This window comes from Nitrospirota bacterium, assembly GCA_040756155.1.
Classification (GTDB): domain Bacteria; phylum Nitrospirota; class Thermodesulfovibrionia; order JACRGW01; family JBFLZU01; genus JBFLZU01.
The window spans coordinates 1-4,980 of the sequence record JBFLZU010000014.1 but is presented as its reverse complement, the minus strand read 5'-3'; the positions used below and the strand labels follow the sequence as shown (position 1 = coordinate 4,980).

General features: G+C 39.7%; 6 protein-coding genes and 1 CRISPR repeat array. Of the genes, 3 read left to right on the top strand and 3 right to left on the bottom strand.

The window, feature by feature from the left end; translation table 11 throughout:
* Both ppcA and AB1488_01175 read right to left on the bottom strand, forming a co-directional pair.
* Window positions 1-411: phosphoenolpyruvate carboxylase (ppcA, locus tag AB1488_01180; GenBank protein MEW6408711.1), on the bottom strand; the 411-nt coding region annotated here is incomplete at its 3' end.
* Window positions 412-449: 38 nt separating this feature from the next.
* Window positions 450-1,337: a phosphoribosylaminoimidazolesuccinocarboxamide synthase gene (locus AB1488_01175; GenBank protein ID MEW6408710.1), complete on the bottom strand. Its 888-nt coding sequence runs from the start codon at window positions 1,335-1,337 to the stop codon at window positions 450-452.
* 118 nt (window positions 1,338-1,455) lie between these two features.
* Here AB1488_01175 and AB1488_01170 point away from each other — a divergent pair, with 118 nt between their 5' ends.
* The 3 genes from AB1488_01170 to AB1488_01160 all read left to right on the top strand — a co-directional run bounded on the left by AB1488_01170 (window position 1,456) and on the right by AB1488_01160 (window position 3,325).
* A complete protein-coding gene (locus AB1488_01170) occupies window positions 1,456-1,656 on the top strand; it encodes a hypothetical protein (GenBank protein MEW6408709.1) in 201 nt (66 codons plus the stop codon).
* A 470-nt stretch (window positions 1,657-2,126) separates the two neighbouring features.
* Complete coding sequence (locus tag AB1488_01165; protein MEW6408708.1) at window positions 2,127-2,984, top strand: prohibitin family protein; 858 nt, start codon at window positions 2,127-2,129, stop codon at window positions 2,982-2,984.
* A gap of 50 nt (window positions 2,985-3,034) precedes the next feature.
* Window positions 3,035-3,325 carry a zinc ribbon domain-containing protein gene (locus AB1488_01160; GenBank protein ID MEW6408707.1) on the top strand — a complete coding sequence of 97 codons (291 nt, stop codon included), beginning with the start codon at window positions 3,035-3,037 and terminating at the stop codon, window positions 3,323-3,325.
* Between the two features lie 517 nt (window positions 3,326-3,842).
* Here the strand turns inward: AB1488_01160 and AB1488_01155 are convergent.
* Window positions 3,843-4,124 (bottom strand): four helix bundle protein, encoded by a 282-nt coding sequence (locus tag AB1488_01155; protein ID MEW6408706.1) that lies wholly within the window; start codon window positions 4,122-4,124, stop codon window positions 3,843-3,845.
* Window positions 4,125-4,323: 199 nt separating this feature from the next.
* A CRISPR array of direct repeats spans window positions 4,324-4,891; the repeat unit is 37 nt; unit sequence GTCGCAATCCTTTATTCATCAAGTCTTGGGTTCTCAC.
* Between the last annotated feature and the right edge of the window lie 89 nt (window positions 4,892-4,980).

The following is a 4,980-nucleotide window of genomic DNA, read 5'->3' as shown; positions in this document are numbered from 1 at the left end:
TTCCGCAGAAGTTGTCATTGGCAAAATTATCTCGAAGATAGGCGGAATCTCCTCTCCATAAAACAACCTTGCTGCATCGCAAGATCGTGGAATGCTCTCAAGGGTTTCAATGAGAATCTTTGCTTCTTCTTTTTCAATATCAGGATTAGGTACCCTGAGTGTCAGAAAAGCATCCTTTCCCAGAGTTCTTTCATAGAAGAAATGCTTGTATTTTGTGAGTAGTTTTCTTACAACAAAGTCGTCTACCTCTTTGCCTTCGCAGTCCCACATCTGTTCATCACAACCAAGATGTGAGAAGGCATAATAAGCCTCCTGTATTTCGTCATCTCCCGACATGTCCTGGCTTTCTGCAAAGAATGGCAACAGGACATTATCAGGGTGTTGGGTAGACATTACCATCGGGACATACATTTAGATAAACTCCTTTAAGAATAATTCGGCAACAATCTCTATTCTTTTGTAAGAATATCGAGTATCTCTCTGTATCGTTCTGATGTTTTTTGTACGATCTCTTCTGGTAGCTCTGGACCAGGGGGTGTCTTGTTCCAGTTTAATGTCAAGAGGTAATCCCTTACTATCTGTTTGTCAAAGCTGTCCTGACTTCTGCCAGGCTGGTAATCCGCCATCACCCAGAAACGAGAAGAATCAGGTGTTAATAGTTCATCAATCAATATCAGTTCGCCATCATAAATACCAAACTCAAACTTTGTATCTGCAATGATGATACCTTTTTTCTCTGCCATATCCCTTGCCTTTGAATATATCCTCAGGCTTATATCTCTAAGTCTCTCTGCCATTTCATTACCTACGATATTTACCATTTCATCGAAGGATATGCTAATGTCATGTCCCTCCTCTGCCTTTGTGCTTGGTGTAAAGATTGGCTTATCCAGTTTAGAGGATTCTCTGAGCCCTTCCGCTAATTCTATGCCACAGACTGTCCCCTTTTCCATGTATTCCTTCCAGCCTGAACCAGATAGATATCCTCTCACAACGCATTCAACAGGAAGAACCTTTGCCTTTTTTACAAGCATACTCCTGCCTTTAAGTATATCCTTATACTTATGAAGTATTTCAGGAAAATCCTCTACCTCAGTAGCAACGAGATGATTTGGGATAATATCTTCCATCTGCTTAAACCAGTAAATGGATATCTGGGTAAGCACCCTTCCTTTTTGAGGTATGCCATTTGGCAGAACTACATCAAACGCAGATATCCTATCTGTAGCGACAATTAATAGATACTCATCCTCTAACTCATAAATATCTCTGACCTTGCCATGTCGTGGTATACCGACATCAGGCATCTCAGTCTTTAAGACAATACCTGTGTTCATAAATATCCCCGATATTTTTAACTGAATATTGAAAGTTTTGTCAAATGAAATCTATCATACTACGTTACTGTGGTCGTTCAAACTTTTGTGTAAATTCATTTCAAGGACTTAATTCTCCATGAAGAATAAAATCCCCTCTCCCCTTCCGGGAGAGGGAAAAGGTGAGGGGGCTTTTGAGGACTTGAGAAGAGAACTTATTTCAAGAAAATACAGTTATAAAACAGTAGGTAATCCTGATGCTTGTATATTTTCTGCGGGATTAAGGGCTGGGGAAGTGGTAAGATTGAAATTAGAGGATATCGATCCCGTTAGATGGTAAACATCTAACGGCGTTGAGAATAAAAGAATGTTGGTTCATGTGAGGGGCGATAAAGGAAGAAAGGATCGTTATACATTGCTGTCAAAAAATGTTTTAAAGGCACTCAGGGAATAGGAGAAAATATAAGCCGCAGATATGGTTATTTCCAAGCATGAATGAAAAAAGACATCTAACAGCACGAACAATTCAGAAAATCTTTGATAACGCCTGCATAAAGGCATCCATTTGCAACTCATCTGCTTGACAGTGGAGTAAATCTTAGGTATATTTAGAAGTTATTAGTCCACAACAGTTCAAAAACCACTGAAATATATACACAAGTTACTGAACAGTTATTAAAAAGCATTAAAAGTCTTTTGAACTTTATAAAAATATAAAAGAGGTTGATCAAGCAGGATAAACGAACAGTTGTTAATGCATACTAATTAGGTAACTCTTTTGGTATAGTAAAATTAAAAGGAGGTAGTATAATGGATGAAAGAGATGTTTACAGGGCTAAGGAGGTAATGCAGTCTGCACTGAAGAAAGTCCCCATGAGGCTGGCACTGATTATTGGAACAATTCTGGTGTTTTTCCTGTTTTTGAAGCCATGGATTCAGATTGGGGCAGGTGAAAGAGGGGTTGTCCTTAATTTTGGTGCTGTTCAGGAGAATGTGCTTGGAGAAGGGCTGCACTTCAGGATACCTATAGTGCAGAAGGTTGTCCCGATGGATGTCAAGGTTCAGAAGGTAGTGACTGATGCTGCAGCTGCCTCGTCTGATCTTCAGGAGGTAAGCTCATCGGTTGCACTTAACTATCATATAATACCTGATAAAACAAATATTGTTTATCAATCCATTGGGATACACTTCAAAGAGCGTATTATAGACCCCGCGATACAAGAAGTAATGAAGGCTGTGACAGCCAAATACACAGCAGAACAACTTATAACAGAGAGACCAGCAGTAAGCGAGGCAATGAGAGCAACCCTTGCTGAAAGACTTATGACACACAACATAGCAGTTGATGCATTTTCTATTGTCTCTTTCAGTTTCTCCAAGGCTTTTACAGAGGCTATTGAGGCTAAGCAGACAGCAGAACAGCTTGCACTAAAGGCAAAGAGAGACCTGGAGAGGATAAAGATAGAGGCAGATCAGAAGGTTACAGCAGCAAAGGCAGAGGCAGAGGCATTGAGGCTACAAAGGGCAAATATTTCACAAGATCTTATAGAGCTTAGAAGGGTGGAGGCCAATCTCAAGGCTATAGATAAATGGAATGGGATACTCCCTCAGGTTACAGGTGGTGGGGCTGTACCATTTATCGGCGTAGGTGAGATACAGAAGAGATAAATCCTCGCACTTTCTGAAAGTGTGAGGATAAATTAAGGTAGAGAATCCCGTTGCTCAGATATGTCTTACTGCTTATCATTGCAGGTATTGTAGGCGGCATTATAGCCAGAAGAAAGGGTCGCAGCCCAGTATGTTGGTTTATACTATGTGCGATTGTTCCGTTACTTATTTTTGTCATTGTAGTGCTTCCACCTCTAGTGTCTAAAGGGTATACCAAAAAGTGCCCCTACTGTGCTGAGATTATTAAAGAAGATGCAATGTTCTGCAAACACTGTGGCAAGGAGCAACCCATAGAGATAGAGATGATCAAGATAGAGAAGAATTCAGATCTTGAATCGTGAATTTTAAAAAATTACCTGCAACAGCAGGTAACATCCATTGAGAGCGACCGTGTCAAAAGTCTTTCTCTAAATCTGTAAAATAAGGACAGCAGCCTTCTTTGTTAATATCCGCAGCTTAAATCTATTGTTATGATAGCTTTCTCTCAGAAGCTAAGAATTTTATGAAGTCACTATTACTGTTTGAAATATCCAAAAATGGACTGGAAAACGTCCAGAATTCTAAATTTAGAGTCCCTTTCTTCCTGAAACCCTCAGAATTAAAATCTGCTATAATAGTGCAGATTACAACCAGTAGTGGATAAACAAATTTTGTCCATACCCCAACAGGACATTATCAGGGTGTTGGGTAGACATTACCATCGGGACATACATTTAGATAAACTCCTTTAAGAATAATTCGGCAACAATCTCTATTCCTTTGTAAGAATATCGAGTATCTCTCTGTATCGTTCTGATGTTTTTTGTACGATCTCTTCTGGTAGCTCTGGACCAGGGGGTGTCTTGTTCCAGTTTAATGTCAAAAGGTGCTTTCATCTAAATACCCTAAATCCTTGGATAGCATCAGTTGATATTTTAACTCTCCACAAGACCCTTTCGCTATGCTTACAAAATGTCTATATTCATTCTTACCGATGCGATGTGCACCTTCCATTAAATTCATGCAAATTGATGTTGACGCTCTCCTCATTTGAGATGTCAATCCAAAGCGTTCAACTTCAGGGTAGGTCATAGTAGTTTTATAAATCTTTAGAGCCAGTTCGTGGGCAAGCTTAAAAACATCTAAATCTTCTACTTTCATACTTACTCCTTTCACGGTCACGAATCACGGACACGATTCACGAGACTTCCGTCGCAATCCTTTATTCATCAAGTCGGCTAAAGCAGTGAATTAGGCACAAGTGATTTAGTGAGTTAGGCAGAAATTTTTTGCCCTATCATCTCCTTGCTAATTCACTAATTCACTAACTTACTAACTCACTTCACGCCTCTGGCGTGCCGTCGCAATCCTTTATTCATCAAGTCTTGGGTTCTCACAGAGCCGATAATAGGACCACTGGTTTAGGTTTATTAAGTCGCAATCCTTTATTCATCAAGTCTTGGGTTCTCACGCCATTACCCTACTTCCACTGGTTCACTCTAATGTCCAAAGGTCGCAATCCTTTATTCATCAAGTCTTGGGTTCTCACTTGCAGCTGGATATGCCCTTGGCGATAATTATCGGTCGCAATCCTTTATTCATCAAGTCTTGGGTTCTCACCTGTTGGAGAAATCTGTAGTGATAGAATAGTAATGTCGCAATCCTTTATTCATCAAGTCTTGGGTTCTCACATGAAGATGAGTGGCATTATCGGAATGGAAAAGCATATTGTGATGACGTCGCAATCCTTTATTCATCAAGTCTTGGGTTCTCACAGAGAATGAGAATAATCATCCCTTTGTTGGTAAGAGGTCGCAATCCTTTATTCATCAAGTCTTGGGTTCTCACTTCTTTTATTGAATTAACCACTTCAAACACCTCCTTTTCTTTAGTCGCAATCCTTTATTCATCAAGTCTTGGGTTCTCACAGCACATCATTTTTAATTAATAAAATCAATCGGTTGTAACCCATTATCCTGTAAGGTGAAGTTACTAACAATTTTCCCTTCCTCATCAG